We start from the raw sequence: 20,583 nt of genomic DNA on the forward strand, positions 1-20,583 counted from the left end.
ATGCGCTAGCAATGGAATCCAATGCAATATAGAACAATAATAAGAATTACAGGCCTACTTATGGGGCTGTTCTCCTTGTCTTTACTTCCGCCAGCTTTGGTGGCCGTTATCTATAAAGATGGCGGCGGTATGGCATTTATTCAGGCATTTGTTTTGTGTCTCATCCTCGGTTTTACACTTTGGTACCCCAATCGTCGCCACCGTAAAGATCTCCGAACTCGTGAGGGCTTTCTACTGGTGGTCTTGTTTTGGGTCGTACTTGGCTCTATTGGTGCCGTGCCATTTATTTTCTCAGGCCAACCTTCGCTTAGTCTTACTGATAGTTTTTTCGAATCCTTCTCAGCGCTAACCACCACAGGGGCGACTGTTATTGTTGGTTTGGACACTCTACCAAAAGCAATTTTGTTTTATCGACACCTGCTGCAGTGGCTTGGTGGAATGGGAATTATTGTGTTGGCTGTGGCTATTTTACCGGTATTGGGTGTAGGGGGGATGCAGTTGTATCGCGCTGAAACGCCAGGGCCGGTAAAAGACAGCAAAATGACTCCGAGAATTGCCGAGACAGCTAAAGCCCTTTGGTATATTTATTTGGCTTTAACCGTAGCTTGCGCAGTCGCATATTGGGCGGCTGGGATGGATGTTTTTGATGCTATTTGTCACTCTTTTTCAACCATTGCTATTGGTGGTTTCTCTACTCACGATGCCAGTATAGGCTACTTCGATAGCCCTGCAATTAATATGATTTGTGTGGTGTTCTTATTAATTGCGGCACTTAACTTTAGCCTGCATTTCGCCGCATTTTCACGCCGCGGCATTAACCTCAAAGTCTATTTTAAAGATGCTGAGTTTAAAGTGCTTATCGCTATTCAGCTTGGTCTTACTGCAATTTGTTTTGCCACTCTTTACCATAGTGGTATTTATGATTCGCCAGAAGAAACCTTCGACTACGCGTTGTTTCAAGCCGTTTCAGTATCAACAACAGCTGGTTTTGGTACTGAAAGTTTCCATGCTTGGCCACTCTTTTTACCTATCTTACTAATATTTTCGAGCTTCATTGGCGGTAGTGGTGGTTCAACAGCCGGTGGTATTAAGGTGATGCGAGTTATCTTGCTATTGCTGCAGGGATCGAGAGAGCTTAAGCGTTTAGTGCATCCTCGCGGTATGTTTTCAATTCGCATCAGCGGTAAGGCACTGCCTGATCGTGTTATTGATGCTGTATGGGGGTTCTTCTCTGCTTACGCCTTAGTATTTGTATTATGCATGTTGATCTTAATGGCGATGGGGATGGATGCTATTACAGCATTTAGTGCCACTGCAGCTTGCTTAAATAACTTGGGCCCAGGCCTGGGTGAAGTAGCCAGTAACTATGCCAGTATTGGTGACGGTGAAAAATGGGTATTGTTATTTGCGATGTTATTTGGTCGTTTAGAGGTGTTTACACTATTAGTGCTATTTACGCCGACATTCTGGAAGAACTAAATATTGCTGTAAAATCGCGATGGCTAAGCTAATTTTAATCGTTTAGCTATACTCTTAAACCTTAAGAGCTAAGCGTCATAATTTTTATCTACTAAGAGCAGGAACTGAATGAGCAATACACTGGTTATCTATTCAACCGTTGATGGTCTAACCAAAGCAATTTGTGAGCAGATTAGCAAGATCAATCGGCTGCTAGGAGCTACAGTCACCTTGGCCTCACTTGAGGAAGCAGAAGCACTAGGTTTAGCCCAGTTCGATAAAATTTTGGTCGCTGCGAGTATTCGATACGGCAAACATAGACCTGAGCTATATCAGTTTATCAATCGTCATCATGCAGTATTAAATGCAAAGAAAAATGCTTTCTTCACTGTTAATGTGGTTGCAAGAAAGCCTGAAAAAAACAGTCCTGAAACCAACCCGTATATGAAAAAGTTTTTAGCGCTTTCACTGTGGCAACCTCAACAGCTTGGAGTGTTTGCGGGTAAGATTGATTACCCTAAGTATCGCTTGTTCGATAAAGTGATGATCCGCTTTATCATGTGGATGACCAAAGGCCCTACAGATACCAGCGGTACCTTTGAATTTACTAACTGGGAGCAAGTCGATGAATTTGCCCGCAGTTTTGCAGAGCGCTAGTCACGAGTTTAACTTTATAATAAAAAAGCCTGCTAATAAGCAGGCTTTTTTATTATAAATGCTGTAAACAATCGCTAGCAACTAAGCGCAGTATTTCTTGTGCAGGATTGAGATAACTTCGGTCACTTGTTCATTTTTTAGGGTATAGAATACCACCTGTGAGCTCTTACGAGTCGCCACTAAGTCTTCAGAACGTAACACCGCTAAATGCTGTGATAATGCAGATTGGCTCAGTGGTACCGTTTCATTTAACTCTGTTACGCTTAACTCTTTATCAAGTAATAAGCATAAGATCATTAATCTGTATGGGTTTGCAATTGCTTTAAGCCATTTTGCAGCACTCTCTGCATTAGTTACCATTGCACTGACATCGATTTCTTTTTGCATACGGTTACTCACTTCATAGCCTTTAATTAGTTAATTCTAATTGAGTTGGTGTGATAAAACAATATACTCCTGCGCTGCAGGGATCTCAATTTTTGATGTTGATAATATGAGCTATGCCTAATTTGTGATCTATTATCCTGTTAAATCCGCTATTTGCTGCAACAATGAATTTAATGTGGAATTTTCCGAGTTGGAATAATGAATAAATCAGTTTTAGTTTTGTATTACTCTCGAGGCGGTCATACTGCCAGAATTAGTCGAGCGATTGCCGACCGTATTGTTAGTGAAGGGCATCAATGCGATATGATGCATATCAACGAAGCTAAGGCTGAAGGGCTAGATTGGTCAAAATATGATGCAGTAGCACTAGGAGCATGCGTGCTTTACGGCTCGTACCATAAGTCGGTATTTGAATTTGTAACCGAGCATCAAGCCGAGTTTGCCGCTAAGCCTGCGAGCTTTTTCAGCGTTAACGTTGTGGCACGTAATCCTGAAAAACGGGTACCTGAAAACAATAAGTATCTACAGAAATTTATCGAGCTATCGCCATGGAAGCCACAAGACGTAAAAGTGATAGCGGGTAAAGTTGATTATCCATCATGGCGCTGGTACGACCGCTGGATGATCCAGTTCATCATGAAGATGACTAATGGCCCGACGGATCCTACATCGGTTATCGATTACACCGATTGGCAAGATGTTGATGCATACGCTGACCACTTGGTTACCTTGTCAAAATAGCGCGTTTTAGACAGATAAAGCCATAGCTATTTGCTGTGGTTTTTTAATGCCTGTTTATACATATCAGGATGATTAAAATTTAATTCGTAACTGCTTAAAGCGCCACTCTATATTCTGCATGGCTATCCCCTACTTAGTCGTGCAGGTATTAATACCTCCAAAAACTCGGGTGGAATAATACCGCTACAGTTAAAATCTCAAGTCTGCCTAACAGCATGCCAACCGATAATGCCCATTTAGCAACATCGGGTAGTGGAGCAAAATTACCTGCAGGACCGATGGTATCACCTAGTCCTGGTCCAACATTAGTCACCGCAGTAATCGCTCCGGTAAAGCTAGTGATAGGATCTAAGCCTGTAAGTACCAAGATGATAGATAAGCCAACAATGACCAACATAAATAGCAGGATAAAGGTGACCAGTGAGCGGACGATATCATCCCTGATAATGCGGTTGTTATAGCGTTCTTTAAACACGCCATTCGGGTGAAACTGCTGCTTAAGTTGCTCCCGCATTATCACCCCTGCAATCTGAAAGCGGAAAATCTTTATTCCACCCGACGTCGAGCCTGAGCAGCTGCCGACGAACATTAAAAATAGGAAAACGATATTGGCGACAGCACCCCAAGCGGAATAATCCGTGAGGCCATAACCTGTGGTAGTAACAACAGACACCACATTAAAACTAGCAAGGCGTAGCGCATCGATAGGGGCTATCTCTCTGCTGCTCCATAACCACAGCGCCAGCAAGATGGAAACCAGAATGACAAACTTTAAGAAGCCTTTGACTTGAGCATCATTCCATACTTTTAATGATTTTTGTTGCACCATGTAGACAAACATTAATAGCGGCAGACCACCGGTGAGCATAAAAGTGGTGCCGACCCAGTGCGCCTCTTTTGAAAAGGCGGCCATAGAGCTATCTGACGTTGAATAACCGCCAGTTGAAAGGGTGGTCATTGCATGGTTAATCGCTTGAAACCAATTCATACCACTGCTGTGATAAGCCAAAAAACACAGAAAAGTTAGTAGGATATAAACTATGAATAGGCTTTTTGCCATATGTTGAGTTCGAGGAGTTGCTTTATCGCCCCAATCAGAAGACTCGGTTCTAAATAGTCGCATACCACCGACGTTTAGAAATGGTAGTACAGCAACCGCCATTACAATAAACCCTATGCCCCCGAGCCATTGAAGTAGGGAGCGCCAGATCAGAATGCTGTGATCCATAGTGTCCAGCCCTGAAAGTACTGTCGAGCCTGTGGTGGTGATCCCTGACATTGTTTCAAAAAACGCATCGGTATAATTAATACCGTGATAAAGAGTAAAAGGTAGCGCGGCAAATAAGCTAACAATAAACCAGGTGAGGCTGGTTAGTAGGAACATGTCACGGATGTTAAGGTGGAGCTTTTGAGATTGTCCTTGGTGCATGCAAAAACTGGCCGCGGTACCCGCAACCAGAGAGGAGATCATAAATGCACCTACTGTTTCTTCGCCGTAGTAAAGTGCGAAAGCACCAGGGATCAACATAAACGCGGTGAGCGTTGATAGAAAAATCCCCAATATAAACAGCAGAGGCCGAAAGTTCAGCATGGTGTTAGGTTAGGCTCCGGAACACATTTAAAAGAAGAAGGCGCTCGGCTGGAATAACTTTTCAACTTCACCGATAAACTTCTTGTTAACTAAGAATAGGATGACATGGTCACCTTGTTCAATGACCGTTTTATCGTGTGCCATCAATACTTCGTCATCTCTGACAATAGCACCAATTGTTGTACCAGGAGGCAGTTTGATGTCGCCAATCTGCTTGCCGACAACCTTGGAGGTATTTTTATCGCCGTGGGCAATCGCTTCGATAGCTTCTGCTGCGCCACGTCTTAATGAGTAAACATTACAGATATCGCCTTGACGAATGTGGGTCAAAAGCGCCGAGATAGTGGCTTGTTGTGGCGAGATCGCGATGTCGATATTGGCCTCTTGCACAATATCAACATAAGCTTCTCGCTGTATCAGCACCATGACTTTTTTAGCCCCCATGCGTTTTGCTAATAACGCAGCCATAATATTGGCTTCATCGTCATTAGTCACCGCAATAAAGACATCAGTTTGATCGATGTGCTCTTCTAGTAATAACTCTTGATCGGAAGCATCACCACAAAATACCGTTGTATTCTCAAGTTTTTCCGATAACTCTTCAGCGCGCTCTTGCTTGTGTTCAATCAGTTTTACCGAATGATTACGTTGCAGCTGCTTAGCGAGTCCAAGGCCGATATTACCACCACCGGCAATCATAATATTGCGGTAAGAGTTATCCAGTTTCTGCATTTCACTCATAACGGCGCGCACATGACGGCTATCAGCAACAAAGAACACTTCATCGTCGGCTTCAATGATAGTTGTTCCGCGGGGCATAATCGGTCGACCTTGCCTAAAGATAGCGGCAACCCGGGTATCAATATTGGGCATGTGCTCGCGTAATGCCGCTAAGGCATTACCGACCAGTGGTCCACCGTAATAAGCACGAACGGCAACGAGGCTTAGTTTACCTTCGGCGAACTCCAGTACTTGCAGCGCGCCTGGGTATTCAACTAGGCGACCTATATAGGCCGTCACTAGCTGCTCTGGTGCGATAAGTTCATCAATGATAAAACCACCGCGAGGACGATTTTCTGAATGTTTGGTCTCGCTATCAATAAACAGTTTATCGCGTAGGTTTAAGTACTGCTCAGATCGAATTCGGGCAATTTTGGTAGGCGTACCAAACAGTGAATAGGCTATTTGGCAGGCGGCCATATTACATTCATCGCTGTTAGTAACAGCAATCAGCATGTCGGCATCCTCTGCGCCGGCAGCCTTTAATACATCTGGGTGAGCACCGTGACCAACAATAACCCGCAAGTCGTACTTATCTTGTAAGGTACGTAAGCGAGTTTTATCGTTGTCGACGATAGTGATATCGTTATTTTCACCAACTAAGTTTTCGGCTAATGTGCCACCAACCTGTCCCGCACCCAAAATGATTATTTTCATTGCCGTACTAATCCTTCACTAGGCGAGCGTAATAAAAGCCGTCCATATTGTCTTGCCCTGGAACAATTTGCCAACCTGTATCTTGTGGATTGGTTTGCTCTTCGATAGGCATTAAGGTTGCATCTGCTGTTCTTGCTAAAAAGGCGCTTACTTGATCTCTGTTCTCTTGCGGCAAGATAGAGCATGTTGCATATAAGAGTGTGCCACCAGGCTTTAACCACTTCCAGCAGTGATCAAATATTTTGGATTGTAGTGCTGCTAACTCTTCAATATCATTATTCTTTCTTAGCCATTTTATATCTGGATGACGACGAATAACACCTGTTGCGGAACAAGGTGCATCGAGCAAGATACGGTCAAACTTATCACCTTGCCACCAAGAATCAATATCTGCGGCATCACCATGAATTAATTCAGCCTCAAGAGACAAGCGGTCCAAATTCTGTTGTACACGTTCAAGTCGTTTGGCATCAAAATCTACTGCAACTAGCTTAATATCGGGTGCCAGTTCTAATAAGTGACAAGTTTTACCACCTGGTGCCGCGCATGCATCAAGTACCAGCTCATCACCTTGCGGCGCGAGCAGTGTGGCTGCCCATTGCGCTGCGCCATCCTGTACTGATGCGGCGCCAGTTTCAAAACCGGGTAGCTGCATAACGTCGCGAGGACTGCTTAATAAAATTGAATCAGGACTGTTACCCGCTTCAGCTTCTATGTCTAAGCCTGCTAATGCTTGTAAGTAAGTTTCTCTGCTCTGGGATTGCTGATTGTTACGCAACCACATCGGCGGACGCTGATGACTTTGCTCAATGACCTGTTGCCAATTTTCTGGGTAAGCCTCTTTTAAGCGTTTGATGATCCAAGCTGGGGTATTGTAGGCAAGTGTATCGTTGTCGGTTGATAAGGGTTTTTCTTGGCGTTGAATGGTGCGCAAGACACCGTTTACGACCTTGACTAAGCCTTCAAATTTTAATTGGCGACAAGCCTCTGCTGTTTCTGAAATTGCAGCATGGCTTGGGATCCGTGTGAAGTAAATCTGATAACAACCAATCAATAGCAATTGGTGTACGATGCGCTGCTTACCTTTGAGCGGTTTGCTCATGCAGTCGCTAACTTGTTTATCAAGCTGTGGCAGATGACGCATGACACCATAGCAAAGCTCTGCTAACAGGGCTTTATCTTTACCACTGTCGAGGTGTTTTTGCTGATCGGGCAGGGCGACAGATAATGATATGCCTTTTTCAAGGACCTGAAATACTACTTTCGCGGCTAGCGCTCTTAAGTTCATTGCCATTAGCCTTGGTCACCCATTGCGTTGTTGAGTTGAGTGCCTGCTGTGAACCAGTCTGCACGAGAGTTGAGAATATCAGCGACACTAAGAGGTTTTTTACCTGGCAATTGCATGCTAGTGATTGTTAACACACCATTTCCAGTCGCAACATCAATACCGTTTTTGTCGGCAGATATAACGGTACCTGCTGCGGCAGTTGAAGTCTTTTCACTCACATGGCTTTGCCAAACTTTTATGGTATTGCCTGCGTGTTGATAGTGGCTTACTGGCCATGGGTTAAAGGCTCTTATTTCACGCCAAAGGGCCTCTGCTGATTTAGACCAATCAATTTGCGCTTCCTCTTTTGACAATTTCTCTGCGTAGTTAGCGAGGCTTTCATCTTGCTTTTCTGCTGGTAAAGTATCAGCCGCGATTCCCGCTAATGCTTCAACGAGTGCACTTGGACCTTGATCGGCAAGCTTTTCATAAAGCGTCGCAGAGGTATCAGTATCTTCAATTTTTAACTGAGTCTTTAATAGCATGTCACCGGTATCTAGACCAATATCCATCTGCATGATGGTAACACCTGTCTCAGCATCTCCAGCCCATAAAGCACGCTGAATTGGCGCGGCTCCGCGCCAGCGAGGCAAAATAGAACCGTGCACGTTGATACAACCTAAGCGTGGGGTATCAAGTACGACTTTCGGTAAGATTAAACCGTAAGCTACTACAACCATAATGTCGGCATTAAGCGCGGTTAATTCTTGCTGGGCGGTTTCATCGCGTAATGACTTAGGCTGTAACACTGGAATATCATTTTCGAGTGCCAATGCCTTTACCGGGCTAGATTGTAGTTTTTTGCCACGACCTGCAGGTCGGTCAGGCTGGGTATAAACGGCAATCACCTTGTGTTGTGATTCGATCAGCGCTTGAAGGTGGCGAGCGGCAAAATCAGGCGTACCGGCAAAAATGACATTAAGTGGTTTCAAAAATTTATCCTTGTTTTGCTTCTAAACGAGCGGCTTTTTCTAGCTTTTGCTTGATACGTTGGCGTTTTAGTGGCGATAGATAATCGACAAACAATTTGCCCGCTAAATGGTCGAGTTCATGTTGCAAGCAAATGGCAAACAGTCCTTCAGCCTCTAAGGTAAACTCATTACCGTCTCGATCAAGCGCTTTAATCGTGACAAACTCAGCCCGATCCACCTTGGCATAGATGCCTGGAACAGATAAGCAGCCCTCTTCATTACAGAAATCACCGCTTTTGGCAATTATCTCTAAATTTATGAACACTTTTGGGCGATCGATCTCATCTTGAAGATCCATTACGATAAGTTGCTGATGAAAATCAACTTGAGTGGCCGCTAGACCGATCCCCTTCTCTTCATACATTGTTTCGAACATATCGTCGATTTGTGTTTGTAGAGCAGCGTTAAACTCTGTGATTGGCTTGGCTACTGTACGTAATCTTTCATCTGGAAAGCGTAAAACTTTTAATAAACTCATACCTAAACTCTTAACAAGTCTGTCAAATCTAAGCCAGTTAGTTATACTGGCTTTGGCTAATGGCTCAATTTTAGTCCTTAGCGGCATTCAATAACAGCAAAAGCTCTACTTATAATCTAATAAAGAGCAAATAGCATGGATACCCTGATGAAACGGTTACTATTACTTGCTTCACTTATGCTTGGTTGCACCTTCGTTTTCGCTGATACATTGACACTGAAACCTGGACACCCTGAGTCCTATGTTGTTAAGAAAGGCGATACTCTTTGGGATATATCAGCTTTTTTCCTAAAAGATCCTTGGCGTTGGCCTAAATTGTGGGGCGCAAACCCGCAAGTGGCTAACCCACACCTTATCTATCCGGGTGATAGACTTACTCTAGTGTTTATTGATGGTGTGCCACGCCTAGTGGTCAAGCCGCATTTAAGCAAAAGCCCTGCTGGGCGTGTTTCACCTAAAAATGGTGCAATTCCAGCGATAGACCTGTCACTGATCCAACCTTATTTACTGCACAATCGAGTCGTTGAAGAAAATTGGTTTGAGCAGCAGCCGATGGTTATGGGCGGTGAAAGCGAATCTCGTCACCATGTGGTATCAGATATTGTTTATGTTCAAGGCGAGCTTACCGTTGGTGATAAATTTGGTGTTTATGCCAGCGGCCGAGAGTTTGCCAATACTGATGGCGAAGCACTTGGGCTTGAGGCGATTTTGACAGCCAGTGGTCGGGTTGTTGAATCTGGTCCTATATCGAAAGTAGAGCTGCTAAGTAGTTTGCGGGAAACTAAAGCCGGTTATCGCTTGCTGCCAATAGAAGATGACTCATTAATGTCAGCCTACTTTATGCCAAGCGCTGCACAACTGACTGCTCCAACGACAGTGTTGGCCTCTGGCATTGATGTGCGGGCAATGGGTAAGTTCGATGTCGTTTACATTGACCGTGGTGATATAGATGGCGTTGAGACTGGGCAAGTGTTCTCAATATTTAAAGAGGGTGATGTGGTGGTGATTGATGGTGACGGGGTGCCCGTTCCACCAAATGACCGAACACGCTATGAAAAAATGTTGGCAGGGATCTCAGCTGACAACGCGGTGCAAATGCCAGATCTGTATCGTGGCAAGCTGATGGTTTTTAAAGTTTTTGAAAAAGTCAGTATGGGGATTATCTTAGTTAATGAGCGCCCTGTAAGGGTCGCTGATAAACTGACTATTCCTGATTCGCTGATAGCGAGCGAGTAGTCTAAAGTTAAATCTGTGCAGTGATAATACTGCGCAGATAACTTGAGGATAGGCTATTAATGAAAAGCTGGTCGCACTGGCTAGTTGTTTCTGCTGTATCCGGGCTAGGACCCGCTCGGATTAAACAATTGATAAATTACATGGATGTGGAAGAGCTAAGACAAAGGTTAACGCATGAGCCAGATGCATTACCTTTACCTGAATCTTTGCTTCGCTCCAACCTTACCCCTAATTACACTTTAGTTGACGCGGCACTCGAGTGGCTGCAGCTGAGTGAACATCATCACTTACTATGTTTCGACGACCCGCTTTACCCGCCATTACTTAAACAAATTAGTGATCCTCCCAGTGTGTTGTTTGTAAAGGGTAACCCCAATGCTCTTCTTCGACCGAGTATTGCGATAGTGGGGAGCCGAAATGCCACACCCGGTGGATTGAAGATGGCGCATGCGTTGTCATCTCAGCTCGTTGAACAACATCTTTCCATTACCAGTGGCATGGCGCTAGGCATTGACGGCGCTGCGCACCAAGCAGCTATCGAAAATAAGGGCATCAGTATTGCTGTGCTTGGTACAGGTGTAGAGGTTATTTATCCTAAAAGACACCGAAGTATTTATCATGATATTCAACATGAAGGTTGCGTGTTAAGTGAGTTTTGGCCACAAGTTAAGCCATTTGCTGGTAATTTTCCGAAACGAAACCGCATTATTAGCGGTCTAACTATAGGAACCCTTGTTGTAGAAGCGGGGTTGAAAAGTGGCTCATTAATCAGTGCGAGATTGGCAAATGAGCAGGGGCGTGAGGTGTTTGCTTTACCTGGAAGTGTATTGGGGGGTCACAGTGAAGGATGTCATCAACTATTACGCGATGGCGCAAAGTTAGTGGAGTCTGCCAACGACATTTTAGAAGAAGTTGCGGTTTTATCTGGCTGCCACCTTGAAGAAGTCAAAGCCAGTCACCATATAGGGGGGGAGATAGTCTCTGATTTGCCATTTGCTTCGCTGTTAGCTAGTGTAGGTTATGAAACCACAACGATTGATAACGTGGTTGAGCATAGTGGAAAAACCATAGAGCTAGTATTGGAGCAGTTACTTGAACTTGAGTTACAAGGTTGGGTGACTGCTGTACCCGGTGGTTATGTAAGACTTAAGAGGAGCTAGCCATGTTTGATATCCTCATGTATCTATTTGAAAACTATGTGCATAGCGAAGTTGAGTTTCTTGTCGATGAAGATGAGCTCACCAAAGAACTAACGCGTGCTGGATTTCACCAAGCTGAGATCATTAAAGCGCTAACTTGGTTAGAAGGTTTAGCGGAACTGCAAGAAGCAGGAACGCCGTATCTGTGTAATCATGATCAGCAATCTTTTCGTATTTATACCAAAGACGAGTTAGAGAGAATTGATGTAGAGAGCCGTGGTTTTCTACTATTTCTTGAGCAGATAAAAGTGCTTAGCGTTGAAACCCGTGAAATGGTGATTGACCGTGTTATGCAACTCGATGAATCATCGCTCAACTTAGATGACCTAAAATGGGTTATCTTGATGGTGCTATTTAATGCTCCAGGTCATGAGTCAGCTTATGAACAGATGGAAGATCTGATCTTTGAGCAGCCGGATGGTCGGTTGCATTCATAATCTTGTTCTACTTGTTTCATAAAAAAGGAGGCTTTCGCCTCCTTTTTTAGTTCTGAAATTCATGCATATTTAGAAATGCAGATGAGAACTATCTTGAGAGAGGTGTAGAGGTTGCAAGTAGTCACGGTAAGCATAACGATTCTGTTTATGCAGGCGTGGCTTAGATTTCTGCTCGCTGTCATCAAATTGCGCTACTTGAGAGGTTAACCACTCAGAAAACTGCTGCTGATGCTGTGTTAAGTCGGCCAATAGCAGTTCATATCCTTCGAAGTAATCGGTTTTTAAGAACTGACTAAGTTTCACGTAATCGCTGGGGTAATGCTCAGCAAGAAAACGCACTGCCATATAACTCCATTTATAGGTCATATCTACACCATCTTTATATTCAGTGGCAAATATGTCTTCTAGCGTGGGTGCCTTATCAATATCGCGCTTGATAACTTTTAGCGCAGTTGGATTACTATCGCCTTGAGCAATGTATTCTGCCAACCCTTCTGACCACCACACCATCTTGCTAGGGAAGTGGCCAAAACCGCCATATTTTACAAAATGGCCGTCGAGGTAGTGTACGTATTCATGATTCAGGTTCCAGACCGCAAACTCAGGCTCTATCCACCATTGGCGATAAGCAAAGAAGGTTGCTTGGTTACCGGGTTTTGAGGGGGTACCTTCGATATACATGCCGCCGTTGTCGGTTTGAATATCGAATATTAGCTGTCCATAATAGTTGTATTGACTCCAGTTTGTGAACGCCACAACTCTCAGTGCTTCATTGTTATCATTTGCGGTTGCTTGCTGCTGTGTCTCAAGCACGTTATGAAAGTGAGATTCTTGCGAGGTGAGTTTAGTGCAACTCTCTACTAATTCTTGCTCGTTGAGATCTTGTGCCAAGATAAATAGCGACTCCGAGCATTGGTGTTCAATGGGTAAGCCTTCTTTTAGCTCTGGTATACGACAAATATCGCTATTTTCTTGGCAACGCTCTTGGGCTGAAAAAGTATTGACGTGGTAGCCTTTACTGTAGGCATCTTTTGCAATATCCCCGCGCTCTGCCACATCTTGTCTAGCAATGTCGGCCACGGCGTTATCGACTGCAAGCTCGAGTGGTGTTGCTTCACCATCTTCTGAACCTGGTAGCGCGAGTCTATAAAGGGCTAGTGCCCAGTAGGCATTCGTTCTCGGCCAGTCTTGATCAGCGCGGATACTGCTTTTGTTGGCTGCAAAAGCTAGTAATGGCTGATTAAGGTTTGCAGATAACAGGACGCTATTGAGTTCACCTTCAACATTTTTGCGGCTCACATTAAACAAAAAGCCATAAGCTTTTAGTGTCTCTAGTAGTGCGTAGTCGTTTGCTTGTTGGCTGGTGGTCGTTGCAAGTTGGGCTAGTTGCTTATTGAGTTGTGGTAGCAGAGGGGCAAGTTGTGCTGCGCGCTCATTATCTGCAAAGTAGCGATACATGGTTACAGCATATTGCTCTTGTAAGCGCGCTTTTCCGTCCAATACCCCTGAGTCAGCAAGGCTTTCGAGTGCGGCGGACAAGCTGACATAGTCTGACAATTCCAGCTCGTCAGTGGGGCCGTAATAGCTGAATGCGCGAAAATAGTAGAGTAGCTTATCAAGCGACTCGGTATCAGTTGTGCTAGCTAACGTAACGCTTGCTTGCTGGAAATGAGATACCGTCATAAGCGGGTTAGTTTCATCAAATAGCGCACTTTCAGAACTTGAGCTTATCTGTTGGAGTATTTCAGGAGTTGGTAACGTGTTATTCGTGCTAGAACAACCTGATATTGAGCCAGAAAGTGCAACTATAATAGTTAAAGCAATTTTAGTTTTTGTATTCATTTATCATGCCCTGTGGTTTTTGGATACAATATATCACCGTTTTTTGTCAAAACCTATTAGATGTATACAACAGTCAGGCTAATACTTGGTAGAATAGCGACATACTGATGAACTGAGACAATCATGGCCAAAATCGATCAGCAACTGTTTACAACACACGAGCATGCACTAGAAAAAGAGTACGAACTCTGCCCTAAATGTGGCTGCGAATTGTCTGTGAAACACAGTAAACATGGTGGTTTTATTGGCTGCAATAACTACCCAAGCTGTGATTATACTCGACCATTGGTACAGCATGAGTCGATAGAAACACAAGTTATTGAAGGGTCATCTTGCCCTGAATGCGCCAGTGAGCTCGCGGTAAAGTCGGGGCGTTTTGGTATTTTTATCGGTTGTACCAACTATCCAGAGTGCAGCCATATTGAAAAGCATGACCAAGCAGACGCGGAAGATGAGATAAGCTGTCCTAAGTGTAAAAAGGGCCATGTTGAGCATCGAACTAGTCGTTTTGGTAAGTCTTTTTATGCTTGTAGTGCTTATCCTAAGTGTAAGTTTCTGGTGAACTACCCACCTGTTGCCGAGACCTGTCCTGATTGCGGCTTTGGGATACTCGTTGAGCGTAAAGGAGCTGCTGGCATGCGCCTGGAGTGTCCTGAAAAATCATGTAAGTATAAGCGACCAATCTAACTAACCAGCCTAAATGACCATATTATCTTCCACTAATGTCGCTTTTAAGTAATCATAGCGCTATTAAGAGCGCACTAAGAAAGGGTTAAGGGAGACCGATGTTAGAAGTATTGCCTGCTGACGTGGCTGATATTATTAAAGGTGGTGGGGTAATAGCCTACCCAACCGAAGCCGTTTACGGATTAGGGTGTGACCCTGACAATGATGATGCTATTAACCACCTGCTGAGTATAAAGCAGCGCCCTTGGCAAAAAGGATTAATTTTAGTCGCTGGAGAGTACCAGCAACTATTACCTTATATCGATGAGTCTCAACTCAGTGCGGAGCAATTAGCATTTGCTCAAAGCAAATGGCCAGGACCTTTTACTTTCATTATGCCTGCAAAGCCGGGTCTATCAACGCTACTCACAGGTAGCTTCGACTCTATTGCCGTGCGGGTGACAGCCCATCCTGATGTGCAGGCGTTGTGTGCAGCAATTAATAAACCCATCGTTTCGACCAGTGCAAATTTGTCAGGGTTGGAGCCAGCTTTGTCTGTTGAAACAGTAAAGCAACAGTTTAACCGTGCCATATTTGCCGTAGTAATGGGCGAACTCGGTACGCAAACTGCACCGTCAACGATAATCGATGCCCGTAGCGGCAATATTATTCGACAAGGTTAATCAGTCATAATATTTAGGGAAAAGTATGAGCATACCGGATTCAAGCGTTGTAAAAGCATTTTTACTCGAGTTGCAAAATAACATCTGTAACGGGCTTGAGGCGCTAGATGGCGTAGCAAGTTTCAAAGAAGATTCTTGGAAGCGCGAAGAGGGTGGCGGTGGCCAAAGTAGGGTTTTAACTGGCGGTAAGGTTTTTGAGCAGGCCGGGGTTAACTTTTCTCATGTAATGGGTGCATCTATGCCAGCATCTGCGACGGCTCATCGACCTGAGTTAGCCGGTCGCAACTTCGAAGCGATGGGGGTCTCACTAGTTATTCACCCTAATAATCCACATATTCCAACAACCCATGCAAATGTGCGCTTTTTTATTGCCCATAAAGAGGGAACAGATCCTATTTGGTGGTTTGGTGGTGGCTTTGATTTAACACCTTATTACCCTTATCTCGAAGATGTTGTTAGCTGGCACCAAAGTGCCAAAGCATTATGTGAACCATTTGGTGATGAAACCTATCCTAAATACAAAAAATGGTGTGACGAATACTTCTGGCTACCACATCGTAATGAAACCCGTGGTGTTGGCGGATTGTTCTTCGACGACTTAAATAAACAGGGGTTCGATAAGAGCTTCGACTTTATGCAAGCGGTAGGCAATGGCTTCTTAACCGCGTATGCCCCAATTGTTGAGCGTCGTAAAGAAACTGAGTATGGAGAGCATGAGCGTCAATTCCAATTGTATCGTCGTGGGCGTTACGTGGAATTCAATTTGGTTTATGACCGTGGCACCCTGTTTGGGCTGCAAACGGGTGGCCGTACAGAGTCCATTTTAATGTCTATGCCACCACTGGTTCGTTGGGAGTATGCTTATATTCCAGAAGCGGGCAGTCCAGAAGCGGCTCTCTACAGTGATTACCTTAAGCCGCGAGACTGGTTGAGCTTATAAGCAGTAAATCATAAAGCGTAGCCAATAGCGGTTATTGATTACGCATATGATCTGCCAGAGTGGCTATCGCACTATAAATAGCTTGCTGATGCTGTGGATCTTTTACTTCTAACTCAATGGCTGCTTTCATGCAGGTTAACCATTGATCTCGCATCGTTTCATCAACCTTGAATGGCATATGCCAGGCGCGAAGCGCTGGGTGACCATGTTTTTGCTGGTACAGTTGCGGCCCGCCGAGCCAGCCGCTCAAAAACTCAAACAGTTTTTGTTCAGATTCACTAATTGGAGCGCGATGAATATCGAGCAAAGCTTTAGTCTCTGAGTTTGTTTGCATCTGTTGATAGAACTGCTTGGCGATGGCACGAATGGTTTTCTCGCCACCAATTCGATCATAGGCATTAGACTGTTGATGATGCCGTTCATCCTTTATCCCTTTTTTGCCTATAAGGCGCTTTAACCAATCCATCTACTATCATCACTAAATTTATAATGCTGCCATTGTAACAACAAGTGACTGAAAATAACTGCACTGGAATAGATTGCTCATGGCTAGATCCGCGGTAAACTAATCTCTAACTTTGATTACAGCACTAGAAAATTGAATATGACGGATAGATACGCAGTATTTGGCAACCCCATTGGCCATAGTAAGTCACCAAGCATTCATGCTGTCTTTGCCGCAGAAACAAATCAAGCTTTGCGCTATGAGGCCATACTGGCACCTATTGATGCCTTTGAAGCTAGTTTTAGTGAGTTTGCGGCCAATCATGGCTTAGGGGCTAATGTCACAGTTCCTTTTAAGGAGCAGGCTTTTTCCTTGTGCGATGAATTAAGCGAACAGGCGCGATTAGCGGGAGCAGTTAACACATTATCAGTCCTAAGTGATGGCAAAATTCGTGGTGATAATACCGATGGTTTAGGTTTGGTGGCTGATCTACAAAGGCATTTTGGCTGTCTTAAAGGTAAGCGTGTTTTGCTAGTTGGTGCTGGTGGCGCTGCAAGAGGCAGTGTTTTACCACTATTACAAGCCAATATTGCAGAGCTGACGATTGTGAATCGCACACAGTCAAAAGCAGAGGCTCTGGTTGATATATTTAATCATTACGGTCAGGTTCGTGCTCAAGCGATTGCTCATACAGGTCAAAACTACGATGTCATTATCAATTCAACATCATCGAGTTTAAGTGGTGAGGTGCCTAACCTTAGTGCAGAGGTCATTCGCGCAGATACCGTTTGCTACGATATGATGTATGGCAAAGAGCAGACAGCATTTAATCTTTGGGCTGCAGAGCAAGGGGCAAAACGAACAATAGACGGTTTAGGAATGTTGGTGGGTCAGGCTGCAGAAAGCTTTTTAATTTGGCGTGGGGTTAAGCCAAGTATGGAGACAGTTTTAAACCAGCTTAGAGCTGAGCTTTAAACGGAGTACTAAACAGGATAGACATGAATCAAAGTATTTTATTTCCTGATCTACAAGATTGGGAGCAATCATCGCAAGTGATCGTTTTTCATGCTCAACAGCAGGGTATGAATATAGAGTGTCGAATTGGTATCGCGAAGTTAGCAGCATTATCAGGGACAAACTTAACCGTTACCGATCAAGATATAGCAATCAAAGCACTAGCAGTGTTTGAAACTTATCGATTTGATATAGAGGAAGAGGTGGAGCAACTCATCGAACATGAGCAGTTCGATGAGTTAGGGCGTGTAATCGTTGGCTAATAAATGTTTAATTGCCTTCTGCTAAATACTCATTTTTAAGCCGGACATAGTTATCGGCAGATTGCGGCAAGAAAGCGAGTTCAGCTTCAGTAAGCGGTCGAGCCTGTTTTGCAGGGCTGCCGACATATAAGAAGCCACTCTTAAGGGTTTTATTTGGCGGCACTAATGAGCCTGCACCTAAGATGACATCATCTTCAAGTATTGCGCCATCCAAAATAATAGCCCCCATACCGACTAATATGCGGTTACCCACTTTGCAGCCGTGTAACATCGCCTTGTGACCAATAGTCACATCATCGCCGATAATTAACGGTTGTCCTTCAGGTAAAGAAGCAGACTTACGGGTAACGTGTAACACGCTGCCGTCTTGAATATTGGTTCTCTTACCTATATAGATATGGTTAACATCACCACGAGCTGCAACTAATGGCCAAACGCTTGAGTCATCATCTAGTGTGATATCTCCCACTAAAACACAAGCTTCATCGACATAAACATTACTCTTGAGCTGTGGCACTATCCTTTTATACGAGCGTAGTGACTTATTATTTTGCGAGTTAGTCATCCTAAAGTCCTTAAAGTGGCTATTTTGGCATTATAAAGCCTAAAAAGTAGCTAGTCAGGGTGTTTTATCAGCAAACAGTAATAAAACAACACTTTTATTACGTTTTTTAGTATTTACCCCCTTGCGCTTGTGCAGGAACTCCCTATAATGCGCATCCACTGACACGGCACAGCAGGCCAACTACTTAGGTAGTACGGGACTTGCAGCAGTGTTAGAGAGATTAACTTCTTCGGAAATTAGCCTCAGGTGACAATCGCTTTAAGGGCTTCGGGTGATGATGGATTTCACGAGAGTGATTAAGAAATCAACGCTTAGAAAACTTCTTAAAATAAGCGCTTGACGCCGACACTGGAGAGTGTAGAATACGCCTCCTCAAGCCAACGACCTAGCGTCTTCGGCGAAGTATGAAAGATGACTTCACGCTCTTTAACAATATGACAAGCAAATCTGTGTGGGCACTCACAGGTGTTGAGTTATTCGAAATTGCATCTTAGATGCAATCAAAAATATTTCTCAATGAACCACTGAGTGACCATAGCAATATGTAAACTTCGAATATCTTCGGGTATTTGAAAAACAGTATAATTCATTGAGCCGTTTCACTCTTAACCGAGTGGGGCAAAAAACTTTAATTGAAGAGTTTGATCATGGCTCAGATTGAACGCTGGCGGCAGGCCTAACACATGCAAGTCGAGCGGTAACACAAGGGAGCTTGCTCCTGAGGTGACGAGCGGCGGACGGGTGAGTAATGCCTAGGTATCTGCCCAGTCGAGGGGGATAACAGTTGGAAACGACTGCTAATACCGCATACGCCCTACGGGGGAAAGGAGGGGACCTTCGGGCCTTTCGCGATTGGATGAACCTAGGTGGGATTAGCTAGTAGGTGGGGTAATGGCTCACCTAGGCAACGATCCCTAGCTGGTCTGAGAGGATGATCAGCCACACTGGAACTGAGACACGGTCCAGACTCCTACGGGAGGCAGCAGTGGGGAATATTGCACAATGGGCGAAAGCCTGATGCAGCCATGCCGCGTGTATGAAGAAGGCCTTCGGGTTGTAAAGTACTTTCAGCGAGGAGGAAAGGTTGTTGGTTAATAACCAACAGCTGTGACGTTACTCGCAGAAGAAGCACCGGCTAACTTCGTGCCAGCAGCCGCGGTAATACGAGGGGTGCAAGCGTTAATCGGAATTACTGGGCGTAAAGCGTACGCAGGCGGTTTGTTAAGCGAGATGTGAAAGCCCCGGGCTCAACCTGGGAACTGCATTTCGAACTGGCAAACTAGAGTCTTGTAGAGGGGGGTAGAATTTCAGGTGTAGCGGTGAAATGCGTAGAGATCTGAAGGAATACCGGTGGCGAAGGCGGCCCCCTGGACAAAGACTGACGCTCAGGTACGAAAGCGTGGGGAGCAAACAGGATTAGATACCCTGGTAGTCCACGCCGTAAACGATGTCTACTCGGAATTTGGTGTCTTGAACACTGGGTTCTCAAGCTAACGCATTAAGTAGACCGCCTGGGGAGTACGGCCGCAAGGTTAAAACTCAAATGAATTGACGGGGGCCCGCACAAGCGGTGGAGCATGTGGTTTAATTCGATGCAACGCGAAGAACCTTACCTACTCTTGACATCCACAGAATTTACCAGAGATGGATTAGTGCCTTCGGGAACTGTGAGACAGGTGCTGCATGGCTGTCGTCAGCTCGTGTTGTGAAATGTTGGGTTAAGTCCCGCAACGAGCGCAACCCTTATCCTTATTTGCCAGCACGTAATGGTGGGAACTTTAGGGAGACTGCCGGTGATAAACCGGAGGAAGGTGGGGACGACGTCAAGTCATCATGGCCCTTACGAGTAGGGCTACACACGTGCTACAATGGTCGGTACAGAGGGTTGCAAAGCCGCGAGGTGGAGCTAATCTCACAAAGCCGGTCGTAGTCCGGATTGGAGTCTGCAACTCGACTCCATGAAGTCGGAATCGCTAGTAATCGTAGATCAGAATGCTACGGTGAATACGTTCCCGGGCCTTGTACACACCGCCCGTCACACCATGGGAGTGGGCTGCACCAGAAGTAGATAGCTTAACCTTCGGGAGGGCGTTTACCACGGTGTGGTTCATGACTGGGGTGAAGTCGTAACAAGGTAGCCCTAGGGGAACCTGGGGCTGGATCACCTCCTTACCTATACGACTAACTCACATCTGTTAGTAAGAAATTACGTTGAGTGTTCACACAGATTTGTTTGTTATAAACAA

General features: G+C 44.8%; 20 protein-coding genes and 1 rRNA gene. 12 read left to right on the forward strand and 9 right to left on the reverse strand.

What is annotated here, in order from left to right:
- Window positions 1–21 precede the first annotated feature (21 nt).
- Both SWP_RS00235 and hemG (SWP_RS00240) read left to right on the forward strand, forming a co-directional pair.
- Entirely contained in the window at window positions 22–1,479 is a 1,458-nt protein-coding gene (locus SWP_RS00235) for a TrkH family potassium uptake protein (protein ID WP_044555505.1), read from the forward strand.
- Window positions 1,480–1,587: 108 nt separating this feature from the next.
- Window positions 1,588–2,115 carry a menaquinone-dependent protoporphyrinogen IX dehydrogenase gene (gene hemG / locus SWP_RS00240; RefSeq protein ID WP_020910281.1) on the forward strand — a complete coding sequence of 176 codons (528 nt, stop codon included), beginning with the start codon at window positions 1,588–1,590 and terminating at the stop codon, window positions 2,113–2,115.
- Window positions 2,116–2,196: 81 nt separating this feature from the next.
- On the opposite strand, the gene SWP_RS00245 is transcribed toward hemG (SWP_RS00240), so the two are convergent.
- Window positions 2,197–2,502 (reverse strand): ArsR/SmtB family transcription factor, encoded by a 306-nt coding sequence (locus tag SWP_RS00245; RefSeq protein WP_020910282.1) that lies wholly within the window; start codon window positions 2,500–2,502, stop codon window positions 2,197–2,199.
- 198 nt (window positions 2,503–2,700) lie between these two features.
- On the opposite strand from SWP_RS00245, the gene hemG (SWP_RS00250) reads away from it, so the two are divergent.
- Complete coding sequence (gene hemG, locus SWP_RS00250; protein WP_020910283.1) at window positions 2,701–3,243, forward strand: menaquinone-dependent protoporphyrinogen IX dehydrogenase; 543 nt, start codon at window positions 2,701–2,703, stop codon at window positions 3,241–3,243.
- A 148-nt stretch (window positions 3,244–3,391) separates the two neighbouring features.
- On the opposite strand, the gene SWP_RS00255 is transcribed toward hemG (SWP_RS00250), so the two are convergent.
- From SWP_RS00255 to def, 5 genes are read right to left on the reverse strand one after another with little or no spacing between them, the layout of a single operon-like run.
- The gene (locus SWP_RS00255; protein WP_020910284.1) at window positions 3,392–4,834 is read right to left on the reverse strand and encodes a TrkH family potassium uptake protein; all 1,443 of its coding nucleotides are present in this window, start codon (window positions 4,832–4,834) and stop codon (window positions 3,392–3,394) included.
- Window positions 4,835–4,861: 27 nt separating this feature from the next.
- Entirely contained in the window at window positions 4,862–6,271 is a 1,410-nt protein-coding gene (trkA, locus tag SWP_RS00260; RefSeq protein WP_020910285.1) for a Trk system potassium transporter TrkA, read from the reverse strand.
- Window positions 6,272–6,278: 7 nt separating this feature from the next.
- Window positions 6,279–7,559, reverse strand: coding sequence for a 16S rRNA (cytosine(967)-C(5))-methyltransferase RsmB (gene rsmB / locus SWP_RS00265; protein ID WP_044556206.1), 1,281 nt, complete (start codon window positions 7,557–7,559; stop codon window positions 6,279–6,281).
- 5 nt (window positions 7,560–7,564) lie between these two features.
- A complete protein-coding gene (gene fmt / locus SWP_RS00270) occupies window positions 7,565–8,530 on the reverse strand; it encodes a methionyl-tRNA formyltransferase (RefSeq protein WP_020910287.1) in 966 nt (321 codons plus the stop codon).
- Window positions 8,531–8,534: 4 nt separating this feature from the next.
- On the reverse strand, window positions 8,535–9,047 hold the full coding sequence (gene def / locus SWP_RS00275; RefSeq protein ID WP_020910288.1) for a peptide deformylase: 513 nt from the start codon (window positions 9,045–9,047) through the stop codon (window positions 8,535–8,537).
- A 135-nt stretch (window positions 9,048–9,182) separates the two neighbouring features.
- On the opposite strand from def, the gene SWP_RS00280 reads away from it, so the two are divergent.
- The 3 genes from SWP_RS00280 to SWP_RS00290 are packed head-to-tail and all read left to right on the forward strand — an operon-like array spanning window position 9,183 to window position 11,919.
- A complete protein-coding gene (locus SWP_RS00280; RefSeq protein ID WP_020910289.1) occupies window positions 9,183–10,283 on the forward strand; it encodes a LysM peptidoglycan-binding domain-containing protein in 1,101 nt (366 codons plus the stop codon).
- Window positions 10,284–10,342: 59 nt separating this feature from the next.
- The gene (gene dprA / locus SWP_RS00285; protein ID WP_020910290.1) at window positions 10,343–11,443 is read left to right on the forward strand and encodes a DNA-processing protein DprA; all 1,101 of its coding nucleotides are present in this window, start codon (window positions 10,343–10,345) and stop codon (window positions 11,441–11,443) included.
- Between the two features lie 2 nt (window positions 11,444–11,445).
- Entirely contained in the window at window positions 11,446–11,919 is a 474-nt protein-coding gene (locus tag SWP_RS00290; RefSeq protein ID WP_020910291.1) for a DUF494 family protein, read from the forward strand.
- Between the two features lie 69 nt (window positions 11,920–11,988).
- On the opposite strand, the gene SWP_RS00295 is transcribed toward SWP_RS00290, so the two are convergent.
- A complete protein-coding gene (locus SWP_RS00295) occupies window positions 11,989–13,761 on the reverse strand; it encodes a collagenase (protein WP_020910292.1) in 1,773 nt (590 codons plus the stop codon).
- A gap of 123 nt (window positions 13,762–13,884) precedes the next feature.
- On the opposite strand from SWP_RS00295, the gene SWP_RS00300 reads away from it, so the two are divergent.
- The 3 genes from SWP_RS00300 (at window position 13,885) to hemF (ending at window position 16,050) form a co-directional block, all read left to right on the forward strand.
- Window positions 13,885–14,448 (forward strand): DNA topoisomerase family protein, encoded by a 564-nt coding sequence (locus SWP_RS00300; RefSeq protein ID WP_020910293.1) that lies wholly within the window; start codon window positions 13,885–13,887, stop codon window positions 14,446–14,448.
- Window positions 14,449–14,546: 98 nt separating this feature from the next.
- Window positions 14,547–15,110, forward strand: a complete 564-nt coding sequence (gene tsaC / locus SWP_RS00305) for an L-threonylcarbamoyladenylate synthase type 1 TsaC (RefSeq protein ID WP_020910294.1) — start codon at window positions 14,547–14,549, stop codon at window positions 15,108–15,110.
- A gap of 25 nt (window positions 15,111–15,135) precedes the next feature.
- A complete protein-coding gene (hemF, locus tag SWP_RS00310; RefSeq protein ID WP_020910295.1) occupies window positions 15,136–16,050 on the forward strand; it encodes an oxygen-dependent coproporphyrinogen oxidase in 915 nt (304 codons plus the stop codon).
- Between the two features lie 31 nt (window positions 16,051–16,081).
- Here hemF and SWP_RS00315 read toward each other — a convergent pair whose 3' ends face one another.
- A complete protein-coding gene (locus SWP_RS00315) occupies window positions 16,082–16,516 on the reverse strand; it encodes a group II truncated hemoglobin (RefSeq protein WP_020910296.1) in 435 nt (144 codons plus the stop codon).
- A gap of 138 nt (window positions 16,517–16,654) precedes the next feature.
- Between SWP_RS00315 and aroE the strand changes: the two genes are divergently transcribed.
- Both aroE and SWP_RS00325 read left to right on the forward strand, forming a co-directional pair.
- Window positions 16,655–17,470, forward strand: coding sequence for a shikimate dehydrogenase (aroE, locus tag SWP_RS00320; RefSeq protein ID WP_044555507.1), 816 nt, complete (start codon window positions 16,655–16,657; stop codon window positions 17,468–17,470).
- A gap of 23 nt (window positions 17,471–17,493) precedes the next feature.
- Window positions 17,494–17,772, forward strand: coding sequence for a DUF1488 family protein (locus SWP_RS00325; RefSeq protein ID WP_020910298.1), 279 nt, complete (start codon window positions 17,494–17,496; stop codon window positions 17,770–17,772).
- Window positions 17,773–17,779: 7 nt separating this feature from the next.
- Here the strand turns inward: SWP_RS00325 and SWP_RS00330 are convergent, their stop codons facing one another.
- A complete protein-coding gene (locus SWP_RS00330) occupies window positions 17,780–18,337 on the reverse strand; it encodes a gamma carbonic anhydrase family protein (protein WP_020910299.1) in 558 nt (185 codons plus the stop codon).
- Between the two features lie 629 nt (window positions 18,338–18,966).
- Between SWP_RS00330 and SWP_RS00335 the strand changes: the two genes are divergently transcribed.
- Window positions 18,967–20,509: ribosomal RNA gene (locus SWP_RS00335) — 16S ribosomal RNA — on the forward strand.
- Window positions 20,510–20,583 lie beyond the last annotated feature (74 nt).

Origin of the sequence: Shewanella piezotolerans WP3 (assembly GCF_000014885.1) — a bacterium.
GTDB lineage: Bacteria > Pseudomonadota > Gammaproteobacteria > Enterobacterales > Shewanellaceae > Shewanella > Shewanella piezotolerans.